The sequence below is a fragment of the Williamsia herbipolensis genome (genome assembly GCF_036153515.1).
GTDB lineage: Bacteria > Actinomycetota > Actinomycetes > Mycobacteriales > Mycobacteriaceae > Williamsia_A > Williamsia_A herbipolensis.
This window is the reverse complement of sequence record NZ_CP108021.1, coordinates 4,009,119-4,028,979: the sequence shown is the minus strand read 5'-3', so window position 1 is coordinate 4,028,979 and position 19,861 is coordinate 4,009,119. Positions and strand designations below refer to the sequence as shown.

Here is a 19,861-nt window from a genome sequence, read left to right as displayed (position 1 = left end):
CGCGCCCGGCCGACCACGTGCCCGGCCCGGCGCGCTGGGCACAATGGAACCCATGCCCGACGAGTCGACCTCCGCCACCGACGTCAGTGTCCTCGTCGTCGACGACGACGCCGACGTCCTCCACTCGCTGCAACGCGGGCTGCGCCTGGCCGGGTTCTCCGTCGACACCGCCACCGGCGGCGCCGAGGCGCTGCGCGCGATGCAGGTCCGCCGACCCGCACTGCTCGTGCTCGACATCAACATGCCCGGACTCGACGGTGTCGGCGTGGTGACGGCCCTGCGCGCGATCGGCGACGACATCCCGGTGTGCGTGTTGTCGGCGCGGACGTCGGTCGACGACCGCATCGCCGGACTCGAGGCCGGCGCCGACGACTACCTCACCAAACCGTTCGACCTCGGCGAGCTGGTGGCACGGATCAAGGCACTGCTCCGCCGACGCCCCGCCGACGCCCCGGCCCCGGTCACCGCCGCGGCGGGTGGCGCGGAGCGCGACGGGACCGCCGTCGCGGTGCGCAGCGTCGCCCACGTCGACCTCGACCCCGGTGCGCGTCGGGTCTACAGCGACGGCCACCTCGTCGACCTGACGCGACGCGAGTTCGAACTCCTCGCGGTGCTGATGGAGCACCCCGGGATGGTGCTCAGCCGGGTGCAGCTGCTCAGCCAGGTGTGGGGATACGACTTCGCCGCCGACACCAACGTCGTCGACGTGTTCGTCGGTTACCTCCGCCGCAAGCTCGAGGCCCACGGTCAGCCGCGCATCGTCCAGACCGTCCGCGGCGTGGGTTTCGTGGTCCGGACGACGCCATGACGCGCGCGGCCACAGCCCGAGTGCGGTCCCGACGCGCACGCACACCGTCGCTGCGCACCCGCGTCACCCTGGCCGCCACCGCGGCCACCGTGGTCATCGTCGCGATCGTCGGCGCGGTCGCCTGGACCCAGGTGCACACCAGCGCCTACCGCGAACTCGACGCCCGCGTCGACACGCTCTCGGCGGCGATGCAACCCAGCATCTCGAATCCCAACGCGACGACCGTGGCCACCGGCGTGGCCGCCGGCGCGCTCGCCACCATCCGGCTCGGCACCCTCTCGGTCGCGTCGACGACACCGCCGGTCCCGTCGCAGTCGGTGGGTGTGCGCGACCAGACGATCAACGGCACCGACTACCGCGTGAAGACGGTGTCGGTGCTGGACTCGACGGTCCTCAACGGGTTGGCGACGGTGTCGGTCGCGATCCCGTTGCGCGACACCGAGAATCGCATCGACGACCAGCGCCGCGCACTGCTGTTCATCGCGGCGGGTGCGGTCGTGGCGGCGGCGGTGTTGGCGTGGCTGCTCGGCGGCCTCGCCGTGCGTCCCCTGCGTCGACTGGCCCGACAGACCGCGGCCATCGGGGTCGACGCCGGTCCCGAATCCCCCGAACGCACTGCGCTGCAGTCGGTTCGCGGCGCCCGGGAGGCCGAGGACCTCGCCGAGGCCATGGACGCCCTGCTGCACCGGGTGGACGACGAACGCACACGTACCCAGGAGGCGCTGGCCACCGCGCGCGACTTCGCGTCGGTCTCGGCCCACGAACTGCGGACCCCGCTGACGGCGATGCGCACCGACCTCGAGGTGCTCGACACCTTCGCACCCGACGCCGCCGCGCGGGCCGAGATCGTCGGTGACCTGCGGCGCGCCCACGCGCGGATCCAGGAGACCCTCGCGGCGCTGGAGAGTCTCGCCCAGGGCGAGCTCGGCGGGCGGCACCGCGAGACCCTCGACGTCGTCGACCTCCTCGACCGCGTGGTGACCGAGGCGAACGCACGCCATCCGGGGGTGCGGATCACCCTCGCCGGCGCGCGGTCGGTGATCGCCCCCGTCGTCGAGACCGGTCTGCGAATGGCGGTCGACAACGCAGTCCTCAACGCGATCCGCCACGGCGAGGCGACCGAGGTCGTCGTCGCCGCGCACCCCGCGCCGACCGGTGCGGCCGTCGTCGTCGACGACAACGGGCGGGGCATCCCCGTCGCCGACCGCGACCGTCTGTTCCGACGGTTCGAGCGCGGCGCCAGCAAGCACTCCGGTTCAGGCCTCGGGCTGGCGTTGATCGCCCAGCAGGCGGCACTGCACCACGGCACCGCGACACTCACCGACAGCCCGTCGGGCGGGACGCGGCTCACCATCACCATCGGCGCCTGACCCCACGGCGCGGTTCTCCGGGCTGGTCAGAGCGCGAGCGCAGAGCGTGTCCGATTTGTCACGCTACGGTGGAGGACAGGTCGCGACGCTGCAGAACCGCCGGTACCTGCGCGGCCTCCACCGTGACACTCCACGAGGAGACTCCATGGCCCAGCACATCTCTCGCACCCGTATCTCCCGCACCGTCGGCGTCGCGATCGCAGCCGCCGGTGTCGGCGCGATCGCCCTCATGCCCGCCACCGCGTCGGCCGCACCGGCCGATCGCGCCGTCCCCGGCACGTCGTGCACCGTCGGCCAGGTCGAGCGCGCCACCACCGCGGTGTCCCCCGCGATCGGCGGCTACCTCCGCAACCCGCAGATCCGCGCCGAGTTCGAGCGCATCGTGGTGCTCCCCGAGCCGCAGCGGCGTGCCGAGGTACAGCGCTACCTCGACCGCAACCCCGACGTCGCCGCCCAGGTCGACCGCTACCGGCCGCAGATCGACCGCGGCGTCGCCCGGGTGATCGCCACCTGCGACCGGTTCTGACCGACCCGCTCTGACCGACCGGGACTCAGCGTTGCGCGAGCAGCGCGCGCCCCAGATCGGCCGCACCTACGATCCCGGCGTCGTCGCCCAGTGCCGACACCACGAACTCCCGATCGGGATTCGGTTGCAGCACCCACGGGGCGGCGGCGTCGGCGATCCGGTCGGCCAGTGCGCCGCCGAGCTTCTCGGCCAGCCCGCCGCCGATCACCACGAGGTCGAGATCGAGCAGGTTGAGCGTCGAACCGATGGCGACGCCCAGGGTCTCGACGGCGGTGTCGAACAGCGATGTCGCCAGGTCGTCGCCCGAGTCGAGAGCCTTCTTCCACACCTTCGAGGTCACCTTCGTCTTGCCGACCTCGTCGCGGATCTCGAACAGGCGGGTCTCACGGCCCGCGTCGACCATCGCCTGCGCAGTCGTCTCCATCGATCGACGTCCCGCGTAGGCCTCGACGCAACCGCGACGCCCACAGCCACACAGCGCGCCGCCCTCCCGCACCACCACGTGGCCGATCTCGCCGGCCGCGCCGCGGGAACCGGAGAAGAAGGCACCGTCGAGGATCAACGCGCCGCCGATACCCGTACCGAGCCACACACCGAGAACGTTCGCGACATCGCGCGCCGCACCGGCACGCCACTCGCCACGCAACCCGACGTTGACGTCGTTGCCCAGTGCGACAGGCAGATCGAGACGGTCGCCGAGGTCGTCGTCGATCGCGACCCGCTCGTGCCAGTTCTCGAGATTGGGGACGGTGAGCACCTCACCGTCGTGCACGACGCCGGGGATGCCCACCCCGACCGCCGCGGGGCGGTGCTCCAGCGATCCGACGAGGTCGGCGATGGTCGACAGCACGGCGTCGGGTCCCTCGGTCGGTGTCGACGCCTTCGCGCGGTCGACCACCTCGTGATCGGCGTTCACCAACCCGACCTCGATGTTGGTGCCGCCGACGTCGACGCCTGCGACCAGTCCCGACCCGCGATGCTGTTTCACCGTCAAAGTCTGTCACGCGGCCGCGCCGTGCTGAGATCAACGGGTGAACGGTGAGAGTGCATGAACGACGACGTATGGAACGAGAACGTCCGCGGCGAGACCCCGATCGAACGCCTCGACCGCAACTGGTCGTTCCTGCTGCAGGAGATGCGCGTGATCCAGACCGGGATCCAGCTCCTCACCGGGTTCCTGCTGACGTTGCCGTTCCAGTCGCGGTTCACCGGTCTGTCCGACCGGGATCTCACGATCTACCTGGTGACGTTGACCGCGTCGGCGCTGGCGACGGTGTTCCTCGTGACACCCGTCGCCATGCATCGCGTGCTGTTCCGTCGGCACGCCATCGCCTCGGTGGTGCGATGGGCCAACCGGCTCGCGGTCGCCGGACTCGTCCTGCTCGGGGTCGCGGTGATCGGCGTGGTGACGCTGATCTTCGACGTCGTCGTCGACGAAACCGCCGGACTGGTGGTGGGTGTCGCGGTCGCGGTGGCCGCTATCGCATTATGGGCGGTGCTGCCCCTGTCGATCAGGCGGCACACGCCGTGAGTGGGGCTATCCCACGCCCAGCAGGTCGATGACGAACACGAGCGTCTTGCCCGAGAGTCGGTGTCCCGCACCCGCGGGTCCGTAGGCCAGCTCCGGCGGAGCGATGAGCTTGCGGCGACCGCCGACCTTCATGCCGGGGATGCCCTGCTGCCAGCCCGGGATGAGGCGGTCGAGGGGGAAGTTCGCGGATTGCCCACGGTCCCACGAGGAATCGAACTCCTCGCCGGTCTCGTACTCGACGCCGACGTAGTGCACGTCGACCATGCCGTGCGGAACGGCCTCGGCGCCGTCACCGACCACGAGATCCTCGGTGACGAGCTCGGTGGGCGCGGGGCCCTCCGGGAAATCGACCTCTGGTTTGGTCTGGTCGGCCATCAGCGCTGTCCCATCTCGGTGAAGTCACGCTCGGTGTACCCGGTGTAGATCTGGCGCGGGCGGCCGATCTTCGTGCTCGGGTCGGCGTTCATCTCCTGCCAGTGCGCGATCCATCCCGGCAGACGGCCGAGGGCGAACAGCACGGTGAACATGCGCGTCGGGAAGCCCATCGCGCGGTAGATGAGGCCGGTGTAGAAGTCGACGTTTGGGTACAGCTTGCGCTCGATGAAGTAGTCGTCGTGCAGAGCGACGTCCTCGAGTCCCTTGGCGATGTCGAGCAGGTCGTCGGTGACACCGAGGGTCTTGAGGATCGTGTCGGCGGTCTCCTTCACGATGGCCGCGCGCGGGTCGTAGTTCTTGTAGACCCGGTGTCCGAAGCCCATGAGCTTGACCCCGGCCTCCTTGTTCTTCACCCGGTTCATGAACTCCTTGGTGTCGCCACCACCGGCGCGGATGTCGTCGAGCATCTCGAGGACGGCCTGGTTGGCGCCACCGTGCAGCGGACCCCAGAGGGCGTTGATGCCGCCGGAGATCGAGGTGAACAGGTTGGCCTGCGACGACCCGACGAGACGGACCGTCGAGGTCGAACAGTTCTGCTCGTGATCGGCGTGGAGGATGAAGAGCATGTCGAGGGCCTTGGCGACCTCGGGATCGACCTCGTAGGGCTCGGCGGGGAACCCGAAGGTCATGCGCAGGAAGTTCTCGACCAGGCTCAGCGAGTTGTCCGGGTACAGGAACGGCTGACCGACCGACTTCTTGTACGCGTAGGCCGCGATGGTCGGCAGCTTGGCGAGCAGACGGATCGTCGACAGCTCGACCTGCTCGGGATCCTTCGGATCGAGCGAGTCCTGGTAGTAGGCACTCAGCGCGTTGACGGCACTGGAGAGCACCGGCATCGGGTGTGCGTTGCGGGGGAACCCGTCGAAGAACCGCTTGAGGTCCTCGTGGAGCAGAGTGTGCCGCTGGATGCGGTTGGTGAAGTCGTCGAGTTCGCTCGCGCTCGGCAGCTCGCCGTAGATCAGCAGGTAGCTGACCTCGATGAACGTCGACTGCTTCGCGAGCTGGTCGATCGGGTACCCGCGGTAGCGCAGGATGCCCGCGTCACCGTCGATGTAGGTGATGGCCGACTTCGTCGACGCGGTGTTGACGAACCCGCCGTCGAACGTGGTCATGCCGGTCTGGGCGAGGAATTTGCCGAGCCCCACACCGGCGGCACCCTCGGTGGCCTCGATGATCGGGAGGTCGAGTTCGCCCCCGGGGTACTCGAACTTGGCGGTCTGGGCTTCTGCCCCGTTGGACGAGACTGTTTCCGCGGACACTGGAGGCCCCTTTTCGACTGGCTGGAGGGCCTCGTGGGCCGTTTCCAGGGTGTGCGTATGCCTTCCGCTCAACCTAGTCGCTCGCCAGCTCCCCCGCCCACGGAGGGTCGGCGCCGGGTCGCGACACCGTGATCGCCGCGGCACGCGCGGCGAACGACAGCGCCGCCTGCCAGGCCTCGCGGTCGAGGTCGCGCACGGCCTGCGCCCCGAGCGACCCGTGGGCGCCGAGCCAGTGCAGCAGGGCCCCGACGACGGTGTCACCGGCACCGATGGTGTCTGCGGTGACCACGACCGGGGCGGCGACCTCTGCGGTGAAGTCGCCGGTGGTGACGGCGAGTCCGGCACCGCCGCGGGTGGTGACAACCGCACCGACACCGGCGTCGAGCCAATCGGCGGGACGGGAACCGTCGGATCCGGCGGCGAGCCAGTCGGCGTCGTCGTCGGACACCTTCACCACGTCGACCGACGGCAGCCAGCTCAGGAACCGACGGCGGTAGGCGTCGGCGTCGGCGATGACCGGTGTCCGGATGTTGGGGTCGAGCAGGATCAGGCGTCCCTGGGCGTGATGGATGTGCATCATCTGCTCGTAGACCGAGGCGCCGGGTTCGAGCACCAGAGACAGCGTGCCGAAGGCGAGCGCGCCGACGGTGCCCGGCAGCGGCCCGGGATCGACGACCCGACGATCGGCGGTGCCCTCGACGTAGAAGGTGTAGCTCGCCGCGCCGTCGTCGCCGAGCGACGCCAGCGCCAGCGAGGTGGGGGCGTCGGGGTCACGTTGCAGCAGAGACAGGTTCACCCCCGCCGCACGCAGCGACGCCACGAGTTCGTCGCCGAAGTGATCGGTGGACACGCGCGAGCAGAACGACACCGCCGACCCGAGCCGACCGAGCGCGACGGCGACGTTGAACGGCCCACCGCCCAGCGCCGGGCGCAGGGGCGCGAGCCCGCCGGTGTGTGCGACGAGGTCGACGAGCGACTCCCCGCAGACCACGATCTCCTTCACGTCGCACCGGCCTCGTGATGGGCCAGTCCCCAACTGCCCGACCACATCTGGCCGGGAGCGCAGACGATGAGGTCGGTGCCCGAGGCCAGGGCGTTCGGCGGCGCGGTCATCGGCTCGATCGCCAGCGCGCGTCCGCGGCCGGGGAACGCCTGATCGTGGGCCGGGTCGGCGGTGAACACCTGCGCCCACCCGAAGCCGAGGTCGGTCCACAGTTCGGTGGACCCGCCGTCGGGTGCGGTGAGTCGGTTGCGGTGGCGGCCGTCGGCCTCGACGAGGTCGGTGAACGGGGTGTCCATCCACACCCCGTCGACACGTCGGGGCGAGGAGAAGTCGAGGTCGGTGCCCGCGACGGGTGTCGGATCACCGGCGGGGAGCTGGCGCTCGGGGTCGAGCGGCAGCGTCGAGGCGCCGGCGAGTTGCAGCGTGCAGTCGTCGATGTCGGCGTCGCCGGCACGCACGAACGTGTGGTGGCCCAGTGCGAACGGTGCGGTGGTGTCACCGACGTTGGTGACGGTGACCGTCACCGTGAGGCCGGTGTCGGCGTCGAGGGCGTACTCGGCGACGAGGGTGAGATCGAACGGCCAGCCCGGATGCCGACCGATCGGGACGCCGAGGGTCACCGACCGGTCGGTGACCTCGTGCAGGTTCCACTCGACGGTGCGGACGAAACCGTGGTTGGCGTTGTTGCGGGCGGTCTCGGTGATCTCCAGCTGGTGGTCGACGCCGTCGAACGTGTAGCGGCCGTCGGCGGTGCGGTTGGGCCATGGCGCCAGCACCAGCCCCGCCGACAGCGGCGGTTTGCCGCCCTCGGTGGCCAGCACCTGCGCCGCGTCCCACGTCTCGGTCAGCAGTCGGTCGCCGTGCCGTACCGCCCGAAGGCCGGCCCCGCGGGCCACGATGTCCGCGCTGTAGTCGCCCGCCGCGATCCTGAATTCGCCCACGCCGTCGAGTCTGGCACACCGGGACCGGCCGACGACCGGGCTCGGGAACAGCGATCGACGCCGTCGCGGTGGTGCGCCACGGCGGACGCGACGTACGGTTGGCCGATGCGGGAGTTGCCTGCCGGAATCGACGCCGTGCTGCTCGATTTCGCCGACGCCGAGGCCCCCTGGCGCCACGCTCTCCTCGCCGCCGACGCCGTGCGCGCGGCGGCCGCCGACGGTGTCCTCACCGGTGTCCTCGACGTCGTCCCGACCGCGGAGACGGTACTGGTCCAGGGGACCCCCGGGGCCGGCCTCGACCGTCTCGGCATCCGTCGCGTGCTGCGCGCCGCGGGCTCCGCCCGACCCGACACCGCCGACGTCACCGCGCCGACAGCCCCGTCGATCACGGTCGACGTCCGCTACGACGGCGCGGACCTCGCCGACGTCGCCGCGGCGATCGGCGTCGACCCCGAGCAGGTCGTCGCCGCCCACACCGACACGGTGTGGCGGGTGCAGTTCATGGGTTTCGCCCCGGGTTTCGGCTACCTCGTGCCCGACTCGAGCCGATCACCGGACGCCGCGCACGGACCGACCCTCGACGCCCTGTGCGGGCTCGGCCGGCGCGCGGAGTCGAGGTCGTCGGTGCCGGCGGGATCGGTCGCGATCGCCGCGGGCTACAGCGCCGTCTACCCGCGCTCGAGCCCCGGCGGCTGGAACCTGCTGGGCACGAGCGGGATCGACCTGTGGGATGTCGACCGCACCCCGCCCGCCGTGCTGGCGCCCGGCGCCACGGTCCGGTTCCGCGCGACATGACCGGGCCGACCATCCTCGAGGTGCTCGCGACGGGACCGCTCACGACGGTGCAGGACCTCGGCCGACCGGGGCACGCCCATCTCGGGGTGCCGCTGTCGGGGGCGGCCGACCGGGGAGCCCACCGGCTCGCCAACCGCCTGGTGGGCAACGCCGAGACGGCGGCGACGCTCGAGGTGACCCTCGGTGGGTTGCGGTTGCGTGTGGGCGGCGACGCGTTCGTGGTGGTGACCGGGGCGCCGTGCGCGGTGACCCGCGGCGACACCCCGATGGGCCACGGTGCCGCGTTCGCGGTGCACGCCGGGGACGTGATCACCCTGGGCTCCCCGACCGTCGGGCTGCGTTCGTACCTCGCCGTCCGTGGCGGCCTCGACGTCCCCGCCGTGCTCGGATCGCGCGCCACCGACACCCTCTCGGGACTCGGACCGCCGATCGTGGCGACCGGGCACCGCCTACCGATCGGGTCCGACGCCGCGGCGTGGCCGACCGCCACCGAATCGTTCACCGCCGCCGCCGCGCACCACGGCCCGGTCACCCTGGCGATCTCGCCGGGACCGCGCGCCGACGCCCTCGTCGACCACGACGCGCTCACCACGGGCATCTGGATCGTCAACCCCGCGAGCGATCGCGTCGGCGTGCGACTCGACCGCGACCCCCGTCGCACCGATCCCCCGGCGGCCGTCCACCCGGCGAGCACCGAACGCGCCTCGGAGGGTGTGGCACTCGGGTCGGTGCAGGTGCCGCCGAGCGGGCAACCGGTGCTCTTCGGCGTCGATCATCCGGTGACCGGCGGCTACCCCGTCGTCGCGGTGCTCACCGCCGAAGCGATCGACGCCGCCGCCCAACTCGTCGCGGGCGAGCGGGTGCGGTTCGTCCCGACGGCTCGGTGATCAGGCCCGCCGCGGACCCCATTGACGAGCACGGTGAGACGGAATTACTGTTTCGTCTCATGACGGCCACCCACCCCGACCGGGCCCCGCGCACCGACGACGAGATCCCGATGCTCGGTCCCGACTCGGTGACGTGGCGGTACTTCGGCGGGTGGCGCGGGATGCTCATGGGCCTGTGGTCGGGGTCGATGCAGAACATGCACCCGAAACTCGGTGCCGCGGTGTGGGAGCACTCGGACTTCTTCGGTGAGCGATGGCAGCGGTTGATGCGGTCGCTGTACCCGATCTCGGGTGTGGTGTTCGACCGCACGGCCGCCACCGGTCGCGAGGTGCGCGACCATCACCGCACGATCTCCGGGACGATGCCCGACGGCAGTCGGTACCACGCCCTCGACCCCGACGTCTTCTACTGGGCGCACGCCACGTTCTGGTACGGCGCGGTGCGGTGCGCAGAGGCGTTCGGGCCCCCGATCTCCGAGGCCGACAAGCGCGCGATGTTCGACGAGTCGCGGGTCTGGTACTCGATGTACGGGCTGAGCTTGCGCCCGTGCCCGGACACCTATGAGGACTTCCTCGCGTACTGGGATCACATGTGCCGCACCGTCCTCGAAGACCATCCCGCCGTGCGCACGGTTCTCGACATCGCCGAGTTGCCCCCGCCGCCGTGGATGTCGTGGATGCCCGGCGTGCTGTGGCGCCCCGCCGCGAAGGTCGTCGCGCGGGGCTTCGTGTGGGTCACGACGGGTCTCTACGACGAGCCGGTCCGCGAGCTGCTCGGCCTGTCGTGGTCGGCCCGCGACGAGCGACGGTTCCGCCGGTTCGGTCGCGCCGTCGACCTGACGATGCGCCTCGTGCCGCCCCGGTATCGCCTGCATCCGCGTCCCCGCGACGCGTGGGACCGGGTGTCCGGTCGCGTTGCCGCCGACGCCCCCCTCGTGGAGACCCCGATCCGCAATCTCCCGCCGCCCGACCGCCGCGGTCTGCCCGAGCACTACTGCCCGGTGAGCGCTGCGCGGCGGGCCGATCTGCCCTGGCAGCGCTGACCGCGCCGCGTCCGGGCGTCGCGACGCGGAATACATGACCGCGCATGTTGTTGTCCGAGGGGAAGCGGGCGCGACCACCGACGCCCGCACCAACAGAAACGGTGCGCCATGCAGATCGGTATCGACAACTTCGTCTCCTCGGTCGTCGAGTACGACACCGGGCGCGAGATCGACGGTCGGACCCGCATCGGGCATCTGCTCGAGGAGGTCGAGGTCGCCGACCGGTCCGGGGTCGACGTGTACGGCATCGGCGAGCACCATCGCCCCGAGTTCTACGATTCGGCGCCGACGGTGTTGCTCGCGGCCGCCGCAGCCCGCACGCGTGACATCCGGCTCACCAGCGCGGTGTCGGTGCTCTCGGCCGACGACCCGGTACGCCTGCACCAGCAGTTCGCCACCATCGACCTCATCTCGAACGGTCGCGCGGAGATGGTCGTCGGTCGCGGGTCGTTCACCGAGGCGTTCCCGCTGTTCGGACTCGAACTCGCCGACTACGACTCGCTCTTCGCCGCGAAACTCGATCTGCTGCTGCGCATCCGGGAGAACCCGGCGTCGGTCACCTGGAGCGGCCCCCACCGTCCCGCGCTCCGCGGGCAGGGTGTGTACCCGAAGCCGGTGCAGGGCGCGATACCGATGTGGCTCGGCGTGGGCGGGAGTCCCGAATCATTCGTGCGCGCAGGCCGTCTCGGGCTGCCGCTGATGGTCGCGATCATCGGCGGTGAGCCGCGACGATTCCGTCCGCTGATCGATCTGTACCGCGAGGCCGGGTCGCGGTCGGGCTTCACCCCGGAACAGCTGCCCGTCGGCATCCACGCGCCCGGGCTGGTCGCCGACACCGACGACGCCGCGGTGGCGGCCGCCTATCCGGGCTGGGCCGATCTGTTCGGACGCATCGGGCGCGAACGCGGCTTCGGCGCACCGGGCCGCGCGGAGTTCGACGCCATGGCCGGACCCCACGGGGCGATGTTCGTCGGCTCGCCCGACACCGTCGCGGAGAAGATCGCACGGGTCTCCGACGATCTCGGCGGCCTCGCGCGCCTCACCGTGCAGATGACGAACACCAAGCTGCCGCACGACGCGATGCTGCGCGGTATCGAGTTGCTCGGCGGGTCGGTGAAGCCCGCGGTGGCACAACTGATGAGGGCGACGACGCCGGCCGCGAACCCGACGGCCACGGACCGGGCGTGATCGAGACCGGCGTCGGTGTCGCCGCAGCCGGGAGGGCGCCGGCCAACGAGGCCTGGGAGGCGCTGTACCGGGCGCAGGCGACGATCGCCCGCGACCTCGCCGACAGCGCCGTGTGGGACGAGGTGCACCCCAATGAGTACGGCGTGCTGCACGCACTGTCGGCCGGCAACCGCGGAGCGGGCCAGGGCCGGCGGATCACCGAGCTCGCCGAGGACGTGTTGCTGACCCAGCCGGGCCTGTCGCGCCTCATCGCTCGCATGGAGGCCCGCGGCCTCATCGCGCGCAGCCGCGACGACGGTGACGGACGTGCGGTCGTCGTCACCCTCACCGCCACCGGTCGCGAGCTGGCACGGCGGGCGGGGTCCGCGCACGCCCGCGAGGTGTCGCGGGCGATGCGCACTCGGCTGACACCGGGCCAGATGACGCAGTTGCGCGACCTGTGTCTGCTGGTGATCGACCCGCACGAACAACGCGGATGACCGGACGCCCACCATGACCGATGTATGCTGTGCTGCATAGTCCGACGACACGGCTGAGGCGAGAGGTGGGCAGTGATGGCACGACGCGGTGACACACGCGCCCGCATGGTGCGCAGCGCCATCGGGCTCATGCAGCGCAACGGCGCCGCCGCGGTGACCGTCGACGCCGTCCTCGCCGACAGCGACACCCCCCGCGGATCGGTGTACCACCACTTCCCCGGTGGTCGCGATCAGCTCGTCGGCGATGCGCTGCGTAGCGCGGGGGACCTGATGACGTCGATGATCAGAGAGAGTGTCGACAAGCCGATCCCCGAGGCGATCGACACTTTTCTCGAGTTCTGGCGACACCTGTTGACCACGAGCGACTACCGCGCCGGCTGCCCCATCGCCGGCGCGGCGGTCGGCGGCGCCGAGAGCGACCCCGCTCTGCACGATCAGGTGGCCGCGATCTTCGCCGAGTGGCACATGATCATCCGCGACGCCCTCGTCGCAGCCGGGGCGCCGGCCGCCCGTGCGCAGTCCGTGGCGATCATGCTCGTCGCCGCCACCGAGGGGGCGTTGATCCTCGCCCGTGTCGAGCGCTCGCTCGCACCGCTCGACGACGTGGCCGACGAGATCCGGCACGTGATCGACTCGCTCGACCTCACGGCCTGAGACGGCGTCGCGCCTCACCTCCCCGCGGCCCGCGTAGGAGAGCCTGACCTTGCTGGTGCAATCGCTCACACGGTCGTAGCGTGATGCGTGCCAGGCGATCTCGACGCCCCGCGGTCGCCGTGCCCCACGATCACCCCGGAGGTTCCCATGGCCACTCTCGAGATGCCGCACGTCACCGAGTGTTCGGTGAGCGCGTGCTCCTACAACCACGACGGATGCCACGCATTCGCCATCAACGTCAGCGGTGACAACGGCACCGCCGACTGCGCCACCTTCATCCCCCTGTCGACCAAGGGCGGCCTCGACGTCGTCTCGCCCCAGGTCGGTGCCTGCCAACGAGCCGACTGCACGCACAACGCCGACCTCGAGTGCACGGCCGCGGCCGTACGCATCGGCGCGGGCGAGTCCTCGGACACCGCCAACTGCCTCACCTACTCGAAGGCCTGACGCAGGCACTGCTCCATCGATGAGAACGCCCCGCGGCGGTTTCGAGCACGGCGGATGGGCGCTGGCGGCGGCCGACCCGGGCACCGGCGCCGCGATGGGCGCGGCGATGGGCACCGACTTCGCCTGGTTGTTCGGTCGTCGGAGCCACGACGACATGCTGGCCCACTGGAACGCGGCCGGCGGCCCCTTCCGTGAAGGACTCAACGCCACCACGAAGTACGTCGTGTCCTGCTGGGCGCCGGACTCGTCGACGAGATGCTGCTGATGGTGCATCCGGTCGTCCTGGGATCGGGTACCCGTCTCTTCGGCCCGGGTGATGCACCGAGCCGCCTACGGCTCGTCGACACCGCGTCGACACCGACCGGGATCCTGATGACCACATATCGGCCGCCGACCGACTGATCGCCCGGCGCCGACCCGACGCGGATGCGTCACGCGGTCACACGCGGGCCGGCCACCACACGCGGTTGCCGATGACGGCCATCGCCGCCGGCACCAGAACGGTGCGCACGATCACCACGTCGAGGATCAACCCGACGCCGATGGTGAACCCCAGCTGCAACAGGTTGATGACCGTGGCGCTCATGAGCGCGAACATGGTGACCGCGAACACGATTCCCGCCGTGGTGATCACGCCCCCGGTGGAGCCGAACCCGCGCACGATCCCGCCGATCATCCCGGTCGAGGAGTGTTCGCGGATCCGTGACGCGAACAGCATGCTGTAGTCGGCGCCCACGGCCACCAGCGCCATGAACGCGATCGGGATCACCGACCAGTCGAGATCGATGCCCAGAAGGTGTTGCCACACCAGCACACTCACGCCGACGGTCGCGGAGAACGACAGGACGACCGCCAGCACGAGCAGCGCGGGCGCCAGCAGGCTCCGCAGCAGCACACACAGGATCGCGAACACCGCGAGGATCGCCACGATGGCGTAGAGCGCGAAGTCGCGGTCGACCTGGTCGCTCATGTCGGCCGACAGCGACGCCAGTCCGGTCGACGACACCTCGGCCCGCTCGAGCACGGTGCCGGCTGCGGCAGTACGCGCGGTGTCGGCGATCCGGCCGACGTCACGAAGTGCTCTGTATCCGTAAGGGTTGTCGCTGCGGATCACCAACATGCGTGCGGTGTGACCCGTCGGCGAGAGCAGCAGTCTCGACCCGGCGACGAAGCGTGGATCGCTCAACCCCTGCGCGGGGAGATAGAAGCCGGCGCCGGGGCCCGAGGTGGTGTCGCGGGCCATCGTCTGCAGGTAGCCACCGGCCTGCCCGAGTCCGGCGGTCAGCCGCGCGGTGAGGGCGACGGTCTTGTCGGTTCCGTCCTTCACCTGACGTAATCCGTCGGCCAGACGGTTCATCCCGCCCGTGAGCTCGCTCATCCCCGCGGTCAGTCGACCGAGGTCGCCGCGCATCTGTTCGATGCTGCGCCCGCCGAGTCCGTCGAGCAGAGCCTGTATCTGGCGCAGTCCGGTGCGGATCTCAGGCAGCGCGGCGGTGGCGCGGGCCACCACCTCAGCGGGTACCCCGGCGATCGCCGACACCTCGCGCAGCGCCCTCGAGGCGCGTCCGGCGGTGGCCTGATCGAACATCCCGAACGCCGCGCGGGCGGCGAGGCAGCGCGGATCGGTCCGGCAGGTCGCGTCGGGGGCGGCGGTGAGCATCGGACCGAAGACGTCCTGCAACCGCGCCGCCGCGGCGAGGGTCGACGAATTGCTCTGCGACACATCACGGATGAGGTCTCCGAGCACGTCGGCGAGCACCGAGAGCGCGCGCACGCCCTGCGGCAGGTTCAGCGATCCCCCGGACGCCGCGGCGACGATCCGGTCGGCGGTGCCGGCGGCACCGAGCACCCCGTCGGCCAGCGACACCACCTGATCGGTGCCGGCGACGAGATCGGGCAGCCGGGCGGCCGCCGAATCGGCGCCGTCCCGCAGATCGGTGACACCCGAGGCCAACTGGCGCAGTTGTGGTGTCGCATCGAGCACCTGACGGTGGGCGTCGTCGAGTCGGCCACCGACCTGGCCGACCTGATAGCCGGTGGACGCCTCCGGGATCGGCGCGCCGTCGGGTCGCGTGATCGAGCGGACGTGGGCGATATCGGGCAGTTTCGACACCGCCATCGCCATCATCTCCAGGGCCGCGAGGTCATTCGTGTTGCGCATGTCGTGATCGGCACGCACCACGAGGTATTCGGGGAGGATCTCGTTGACCCCGAAGTGTTTCAGGACCGCGTCGTATCCGCGCGTGGAGTCGTTGGCGTAGAGCTGCACCGACTCCTCGTCGAAACTCACCCGCATCGTGGGGATCACCATCGCCAACGCGATCAGCACCACCAGCGAGGCCGCGGCGAGCGGTCCACGATGTCGGATCACCTGCGCGCCGCGCCGTCGCCAGCGACGCTCGGTGTCGGCGCGGGGTTCGAGGTGCCCTCGTCCGGCCGCCACCGCCATCAGCGCCGGGGTCAGCGTCAGCGACACCGCCAGGATGACCAGCACCCCGATCGCGGTGGGTGGACCGGAGGTGGCGAACATGCCCACCTTCGCGAAACCCATCGCGGCGGCGGCCGCGGCGATGGTGAGGGCCGAGGCGACCAGGATCGGCGACACCCGTCCGCTCGCCGTGGCTATCGCCGTGCTCGGATCTTCCCCGGCGCGACGCGCATCGTGGTAGCCCGCGATCAGGAAGATCGCGTAATCGGTTCCCGCGCCGAGCAACAACGCGGTCATGATCGCGATGGTGAAGTTGGAGATCGACACCACCTCACCGGCGCCGAGCGCGGAGATGATCGGCCGCGCGACCCCGAGACCGACCCCGATGGTGATCAGCGGGACCAGCGCCGCCACCAGCGAGCGGTAGGCGATGAGCAGCATCACGGTGATCAGCAGCAGCGACACCACCGTGATGATGAGCAGCGAGACGTCGATCGACGAGAACAGATCGGCGAGCGTCGGCGAGGCGCCGGTGTAGTACACGTCCAACCCGGGCGGTCGCGGGATCGCGTCGATCTGCGAACGGATCTCGACGGTGCTGTGGTGCGCGCGTGTGCTGCCGACATCACCCTGGGCGACGACCATCGCGGTGACGGCCTTGCCGTCGGGGCTGCGCGCGGAGTCCCGCGTCGCGGGGTTGCCGTACATGTCGAGCACGTAGGCGACGTTGTCGGTGTCGGCGGCGAGCCTGCGGACCAGTTCGCCGTAGAACGTCGTCTCCGCCGGTCCGATATCTCGGTCGGTCGCGAGCACCACGTTGCCGACGGCCGTCGAGGCCGGTGACCCGAAATCGGTCGACATGTCCCGCAGTGCGTCCACCGAGGGCATGTGGTGGGGCAGGAACGCCGCGGACTTCTCCGCGGCGGTGTGTTCGATCTGGGGCACCGCCAGGTTGAGGCCCGCGACGGCGATCAGCCAGAAGCCGATGACCCACCATCGGCGGCGGGCCACGAATTCGCCGGTGCGACCGAGGACCGAACTGTGCCCGTGCGACATCCTGCTCCCTTGCATTCCTTACCAACCGACATTGTTATGTCGGAATGCATAGTAGGACACAGCGGTGGGTCGTTTGCCCACCCCGAGTGACGAGCGACACACGAGGGTCGAGGAGGAGGGAGAGGGGGCGACGCCGGGCCGCGGTCAGCGACCGACGACCCACCACGATTGCGGGACGAACGGTTCCGCGAGCGGAACGCCCCTGCGCGCAGGTGTTCCGATACCCGCGGTGAGCAGCGCGAACACGCCGGCGGCGACGACGCCGATGGCGGCGAGCACCAGGTGCCCCGTGTGCACGGCCCACACGACGGGGCCGATCGCGGCGACGACACCGGTCAGCGCCGCGACGCCCGGCGGTACGCCCGAGCGCGTCGAATCGGGCACGAGGATCATCGCGGCGCCCACCATGAACAGGGACCCGACGATGTCGCTGGGCCGATGGGCGCCGACCTCCATGAGCCCCTGCCCGACCACGGTGGTCCACATGGCGCCGACGACCGCGACGACCGGCGCGACCACACGGGGCGCCGCGCGGATCGCCGCCGCGACACAACCGGCGGCGGCCGCGGTGTGACCGCTGGGGAAGGTGTTGAACGCGGCGCGGGCGATGTCCAACAGCTCGGGCCGCGGGAGGATCTCGGTCCGCAGCATCCGGGCGACCACCACACCGAGCGCCGGCAGGACGAGCAGCGCGATGATGCTCCCCCGGCGACGTGCCAGCAGGCCCAACACGATCACGACGACCGCGGCGATGAGCCACAACCGCGGATCGGTGACGCGTTGGAAACCGACCCGGTGCAACAGGTCCCGCCACGAGTCGGCGCCGTACATCGCCTCATAGACCCGTTGGTCGACACGTTGACCTGCCGTGGTCCACACGGTGACGAGATAGACGACCGTCATCGCGGCCAGCAGCACGACGCTGCCGACAATGCGTCCGGTCATCTCCTTCACCGGCTCAGGGTACCGACGCGGCGGGAGAACCCGCTGGGTCAGTGGACCAGGCGATACCGGACGAACGCCGGCACCGCGAGTGCCGCGACGACCGTGAAGACGATGACCGCGACACCGCCGCCCGCGGTGGTCACGGCCACCCCGGCGGTGGCCGCGACGCCGCCGTGCGCGACGTCGGCGATACGGGGACCGCCGGCGACGACCACCGTGAACACACCCTGCAGGCGGCCGCGCACGTCGTCGTTGGCCGCCGACTGCAGCATCGACTGCCGGAAGGCCGCCGACGCCATGTCGGCCGCACCGCCGATCATCAGCAGCGCCACCGCGATCGGCAGCATCGGCAGCGTCGCTCCCCCGGCGAACGCCACCACCACGCCGAGCCCGGCGATCGACGCACCCCAGATGACGATGCAGACGATCACCGCCAGGCCCTGTCGCTGGACGCGCGACACCCACCCGGAGAACACGCCGCCGACGACCGCGCCCGCCCCGATCGCGGCGAACAGCAGCGCGAAGGCGAGGCCACCGCCGTCGGGACCGCCGAAGTTCTCGTGGGCCATCTGCGGGAACAGTGCGCGCGGCATGCCGAACACCATCGCGATGAGGTCGACGACGAACGACATCATCAGCACCTTGTGTCCGCGCAGGTAGACGAACCCGTCGATCACCGATCGCAGTCCGGCGACCCGTGGCGCGTCGTCGCTGCGTTCGGGTGTCAGCGAGGGCAGCCGGATCACCGCCCACAGCGTCGCGAACAGGAAGATCGTGTCGACGAGGTAGAGGGTGGAGTACCCCAGCTTCGGGATGAGGGCGCCGCCGATGACCGGTCCGGCGATGGCGCCGGCCTGCATCACCGTCATGTTCAACGAGTTCGCGGCGGGCAGGTCCTTGATGTCGACGATCTTCGGCAGGATCGCCGACTTGGTCGGCTGGTTGACCGCGAAGAAACCCTGCTGCACGGCGAACAGCGACAGGATGACCCACACGTTGTCGATCCCCGCGGCGGCCTGCAGCCAGAACAGGGCGCTGCACCCGATCAGGCCGATCGTGGTGATGATCAGCAGCAGCCTGCGGTCGACGATGTCGGCCACGGCGCCGCCCCACAGCCCGAACACGACCAGCGGGACGAGGCCGAACAGACCGGCGAGACCGACGTAGGCCGAGCTGCCGGTGATGAAGAAGATCTGCGCCGGCACCACCACGACGGTGAGCTGGGCGCCGATGACGGTGACGATGTTCGCCGACCAGAGTCGACGGAAGTGCGGACTGCGCAGGGGCGCGGTGTCGGCGAGCAGTCCCGCCATCAGGGCTGCAGCCTGCGGGCGTCCCACACGCCCGTGTCCGGGTCGCGGACGACGCGCACCCGATCGTGCAGGCGGTCGGCACCGCCCTGCCAGAACTCGACGGTCGTCGGTTGGATGCGGTAGCCACCCCAGTTGTCGGGCAGGGGCACCGGCTCGTCGCCGTCGACGCCACCGAAGCGATCGGCCACCGCGCGTGCCTGGGCCTCGAGATCGGCCCGCGACGCGATGGGGTGCGACTGGGTCGAGGCCAGCGCACCGAGCTGTGACCCGCGGGGGCGACTGGCCCAGTACGCCTGCGTCTCGGCACGCTCGATCTGCACCACCGGACCACGGAAGTGGACCTGCCGTTCCATCGCGATCCACGGGAACGTCGCCGAGGCGACGGGTTGCGTCGCCAGATGCCGCCCCTTGTCCGAATCGTGGTTGGTGTAGAACACGATTCCGCGGTCGTCGACCGCCTTGCACAGCACCGTGCGGGTCGCGGGTACACCCGCGGCGTCGACGGTGGCGACCACCATCGCGTTGGGTTCGGGGATGGCGCGGGCGACGCCCTCGGCCAACCACCGCTCGAACAGGTCGAGCCACACCGGCTCGCCGGTCAGCGACTCCGGCCCCAGTCCGCCGCCCCCGGCCGACCCGTAGCCGACGCGCATATCGGACACGTTCACTGCCTCACCATCCACGCGAGACGACGCTACTCGCGGGCATTAGAGTTCACGTCGTCAGCAGTGCGCACGGGCGACGAAGGAGTCG

General features: G+C 70.7%; 22 protein-coding genes. 13 read left to right on the top strand and 9 right to left on the bottom strand.

Translation table 11 applies throughout. The features are described 5' to 3' along the window. Positions 1 to 52: 52 nt before the first annotated feature. The 3 genes from OG579_RS18755 to OG579_RS18745 all read left to right on the top strand — a co-directional run bounded on the left by OG579_RS18755 (position 53) and on the right by OG579_RS18745 (position 2,704). Entirely contained in the window at positions 53 to 808 is a 756-nt protein-coding gene (locus OG579_RS18755; RefSeq protein ID WP_328857170.1) for a response regulator transcription factor, read from the top strand. Beyond that, positions 805 to 2,178, top strand: coding sequence for a sensor histidine kinase (locus OG579_RS18750; protein ID WP_328857169.1), 1,374 nt, complete (start codon positions 805 to 807; stop codon positions 2,176 to 2,178). Before OG579_RS18755 ends, OG579_RS18750 begins: the two co-directional genes overlap by 4 nt. Before the next feature lie 145 nt (positions 2,179 to 2,323). Continuing rightward, positions 2,324 to 2,704: a hemophore-related protein gene (locus tag OG579_RS18745; RefSeq protein ID WP_328857168.1), complete on the top strand. Its 381-nt coding sequence runs from the start codon at positions 2,324 to 2,326 to the stop codon at positions 2,702 to 2,704. 25 nt (positions 2,705 to 2,729) lie between these two features. On the opposite strand, the gene OG579_RS18740 is transcribed toward OG579_RS18745, so the two are convergent. Further along, positions 2,730 to 3,692, bottom strand: a complete 963-nt coding sequence (locus OG579_RS18740; RefSeq protein WP_328857167.1) for an ROK family protein — start codon at positions 3,690 to 3,692, stop codon at positions 2,730 to 2,732. 60 nt (positions 3,693 to 3,752) lie between these two features. On the opposite strand from OG579_RS18740, the gene OG579_RS18735 reads away from it, so the two are divergent. Further along, a complete protein-coding gene (locus OG579_RS18735) occupies positions 3,753 to 4,235 on the top strand; it encodes a DUF6328 family protein (RefSeq protein ID WP_328857166.1) in 483 nt (160 codons plus the stop codon). Between the two features lie 6 nt (positions 4,236 to 4,241). Here the strand turns inward: OG579_RS18735 and OG579_RS18730 are convergent, their stop codons facing one another. The 4 genes from OG579_RS18730 to OG579_RS18715 all read right to left on the bottom strand — a co-directional run bounded on the left by OG579_RS18730 (position 4,242) and on the right by OG579_RS18715 (position 7,873). Then, entirely contained in the window at positions 4,242 to 4,610 is a 369-nt protein-coding gene (locus OG579_RS18730; RefSeq protein WP_045824119.1) for an FKBP-type peptidyl-prolyl cis-trans isomerase, read from the bottom strand. Beyond that, positions 4,610 to 5,929 carry a citrate synthase gene (locus OG579_RS18725; protein ID WP_328857165.1) on the bottom strand — a complete coding sequence of 440 codons (1,320 nt, stop codon included), beginning with the start codon at positions 5,927 to 5,929 and terminating at the stop codon, positions 4,610 to 4,612. The genes OG579_RS18730 and OG579_RS18725 overlap by 1 nt, the downstream gene beginning before the upstream one ends. Positions 5,930 to 6,002: 73 nt before the next feature. Continuing rightward, entirely contained in the window at positions 6,003 to 6,932 is a 930-nt protein-coding gene (locus OG579_RS18720) for a carbohydrate kinase family protein (protein WP_328857164.1), read from the bottom strand. Beyond that, positions 6,929 to 7,873: an aldose 1-epimerase family protein gene (locus OG579_RS18715; RefSeq protein WP_328857163.1), complete on the bottom strand. Its 945-nt coding sequence runs from the start codon at positions 7,871 to 7,873 to the stop codon at positions 6,929 to 6,931. The genes OG579_RS18720 and OG579_RS18715 overlap by 4 nt, the downstream gene beginning before the upstream one ends. A gap of 105 nt (positions 7,874 to 7,978) precedes the next feature. On the opposite strand from OG579_RS18715, the gene OG579_RS18710 reads away from it, so the two are divergent. The 9 genes from OG579_RS18710 (at position 7,979) to OG579_RS18670 (ending at position 13,768) form a co-directional block, all read left to right on the top strand. Further along, complete coding sequence (locus OG579_RS18710) at positions 7,979 to 8,668, top strand: 5-oxoprolinase subunit B family protein (RefSeq protein WP_328857162.1); 690 nt, start codon at positions 7,979 to 7,981, stop codon at positions 8,666 to 8,668. Continuing rightward, complete coding sequence (locus OG579_RS18705) at positions 8,665 to 9,555, top strand: 5-oxoprolinase subunit C family protein (RefSeq protein WP_328857161.1); 891 nt, start codon at positions 8,665 to 8,667, stop codon at positions 9,553 to 9,555. The genes OG579_RS18710 and OG579_RS18705 overlap by 4 nt, the downstream gene beginning before the upstream one ends. A 59-nt stretch (positions 9,556 to 9,614) precedes the next feature. Next, positions 9,615 to 10,598, top strand: a complete 984-nt coding sequence (locus OG579_RS18700) for an oxygenase MpaB family protein (RefSeq protein ID WP_328857160.1) — start codon at positions 9,615 to 9,617, stop codon at positions 10,596 to 10,598. Between the two features lie 108 nt (positions 10,599 to 10,706). Beyond that, positions 10,707 to 11,786, top strand: a complete 1,080-nt coding sequence (locus tag OG579_RS18695) for an LLM class flavin-dependent oxidoreductase (RefSeq protein ID WP_328857159.1) — start codon at positions 10,707 to 10,709, stop codon at positions 11,784 to 11,786. Continuing rightward, entirely contained in the window at positions 11,783 to 12,265 is a 483-nt protein-coding gene (locus OG579_RS18690; protein WP_328857158.1) for a MarR family winged helix-turn-helix transcriptional regulator, read from the top strand. Before OG579_RS18695 ends, OG579_RS18690 begins: the two co-directional genes overlap by 4 nt. A 75-nt stretch (positions 12,266 to 12,340) precedes the next feature. Further along, on the top strand, positions 12,341 to 12,919 hold the full coding sequence (locus tag OG579_RS18685; protein WP_328857157.1) for a TetR/AcrR family transcriptional regulator: 579 nt from the start codon (positions 12,341 to 12,343) through the stop codon (positions 12,917 to 12,919). Positions 12,920 to 13,066: 147 nt separating this feature from the next. Then, the gene (locus OG579_RS18680; protein ID WP_045824128.1) at positions 13,067 to 13,366 is read left to right on the top strand and encodes a DUF1540 domain-containing protein; all 300 of its coding nucleotides are present in this window, start codon (positions 13,067 to 13,069) and stop codon (positions 13,364 to 13,366) included. A 19-nt stretch (positions 13,367 to 13,385) separates the two neighbouring features. After that, complete coding sequence (locus OG579_RS18675; RefSeq protein ID WP_328857156.1) at positions 13,386 to 13,631, top strand: hypothetical protein; 246 nt, start codon at positions 13,386 to 13,388, stop codon at positions 13,629 to 13,631. After that, the gene (locus OG579_RS18670; protein ID WP_328857155.1) at positions 13,631 to 13,768 is read left to right on the top strand and encodes a hypothetical protein; all 138 of its coding nucleotides are present in this window, start codon (positions 13,631 to 13,633) and stop codon (positions 13,766 to 13,768) included. The genes OG579_RS18675 and OG579_RS18670 overlap by 1 nt, the downstream gene beginning before the upstream one ends. 37 nt (positions 13,769 to 13,805) lie before the next feature. On the opposite strand, the gene OG579_RS18665 is transcribed toward OG579_RS18670, so the two are convergent. The 4 genes from OG579_RS18665 to pdxH all read right to left on the bottom strand — a co-directional run bounded on the left by OG579_RS18665 (position 13,806) and on the right by pdxH (position 19,761). Next, positions 13,806 to 16,850 carry an MMPL family transporter gene (locus tag OG579_RS18665; RefSeq protein WP_328857154.1) on the bottom strand — a complete coding sequence of 1,015 codons (3,045 nt, stop codon included), beginning with the start codon at positions 16,848 to 16,850 and terminating at the stop codon, positions 13,806 to 13,808. Positions 16,851 to 16,994: 144 nt separating this feature from the next. Further along, the gene (locus tag OG579_RS18660; protein ID WP_328857153.1) at positions 16,995 to 17,795 is read right to left on the bottom strand and encodes a phosphatase PAP2 family protein; all 801 of its coding nucleotides are present in this window, start codon (positions 17,793 to 17,795) and stop codon (positions 16,995 to 16,997) included. A gap of 47 nt (positions 17,796 to 17,842) precedes the next feature. Next, complete coding sequence (locus OG579_RS18655; RefSeq protein ID WP_328859296.1) at positions 17,843 to 19,108, bottom strand: MFS transporter; 1,266 nt, start codon at positions 19,106 to 19,108, stop codon at positions 17,843 to 17,845. After that, on the bottom strand, positions 19,108 to 19,761 hold the full coding sequence (gene pdxH / locus OG579_RS18650; protein WP_328859295.1) for a pyridoxamine 5'-phosphate oxidase: 654 nt from the start codon (positions 19,759 to 19,761) through the stop codon (positions 19,108 to 19,110). Before pdxH ends, OG579_RS18655 begins: the two co-directional genes overlap by 1 nt. Positions 19,762 to 19,861: the final 100 nt, after the last annotated feature.